2 protein-coding genes are annotated in these 1036 nt (G+C 42.5%); both read left to right on the forward strand.

What is annotated here, in order from left to right:
- Positions 1 to 404 precede the first annotated feature (404 nt).
- A complete protein-coding gene (locus BLQ59_RS16125; RefSeq protein ID WP_176756838.1) occupies positions 405 to 542 on the forward strand; it encodes a hypothetical protein in 138 nt (45 codons plus the stop codon).
- Between the two features lie 91 nt (positions 543 to 633).
- Positions 634 to 894 (forward strand): hypothetical protein, encoded by a 261-nt coding sequence (locus BLQ59_RS15520; RefSeq protein WP_256324706.1) that lies wholly within the window; start codon positions 634 to 636, stop codon positions 892 to 894.
- The last annotated feature ends 142 nt before the right edge of the window (positions 895 to 1036 follow it).

Consider the following 1036-nt stretch of genomic DNA (forward strand, 5'->3'; position numbering starts at 1 on the left):
TGGAGCTGCATGAAAAAAGCTGCTCGCATTAGTTGCGAGCAGCAATGAATATTTTTATTTTTTTACCTGTCCACTTGACGGGGAGCACACCATATTTGGGGAGACTAGTCAGGGCTTATTGATTTATCGCGAACTGGGGAAGCTCGCTGACGGTACTATCCAATGGGGATTGGGGAAAGGAAAGTGCCGCTCAATGCTATGTGTGTTATTATATGGCATTACACTGCAGATGATACTGTAATTTTTTACATAAATATATCTGATTGACTGTGAAAATGCACATTGGGTTAAGGGAAGGAAAAAAGACCTTGCGGTTTTATCGCTGTATGTGATATGTTATAGAGACTGTTGTCGACAAGAGACGTATCAAAGATAGAGATGTGAGGAGATGCAAGAAAATGTGTGTGGCAAGATTTGAAGAGATGCCCAAAAAGTTTAATGCGGGAAGCGCTGCCCGGCTTATCGATATGCTGAGAAAGCAGAGCGTAAGACCTGTTACGAAGAAGGAAACGGATAGACCAGAGAAAGCGCAGCGTAACTGAGGATCTTGTGAGTAGGCGGGGATACATACTCCAAGAGTGGCTGCATGTGATGTATTGTTATAAGAAGCGCAGCGGAAAGAGATAGGATTATATGGGCATGAAAAAAATGACCGTCAGTTTTGCTGGAATGGAATATCCAGCGAGATTGCTTGAATTGGATTTCCCCAATCTCAGTGGGGAGCATATGATATCTGTAGACAGATTGGACGTAGCACTTATGACCAAAGATGGCCGTTATGTTTCAGAGGAGGCTCGTGCTATTGACGAAGGCATTCTCTTATATGTACCGGATAAAATGATGGATGAAGATGAAAGCAAGCTTATACAGTATGTAAAGGAATTTGCTGCGTGAAGCTTTATGAACCATAAGAGGGGCTGCTCGTATTATCAATACGGCAGGAGGCTGTCCCAAATTCTGTGTAAACTCCATATCGTGATGTAAAATTGTTATTAAGGCAAGAGCCGTAAGCCCTTGTTGCTAATACCAAACATAT

The sequence above is a fragment of the Pseudoselenomonas ruminantium genome (assembly GCF_900104055.1).
Lineage (GTDB): Bacteria > Bacillota > Negativicutes > Selenomonadales > Selenomonadaceae > Selenomonas_A > Selenomonas_A ruminantium_C.

Bases quoted from the DNA above. Each gene is read 5' to 3' on its own strand.
- BLQ59_RS15520 (WP_256324706.1), top strand. From the start codon at position 634: ATGGGCATGAAAAAAATGACCGTCAGTTTTGCTGGAATGGAATATCCA.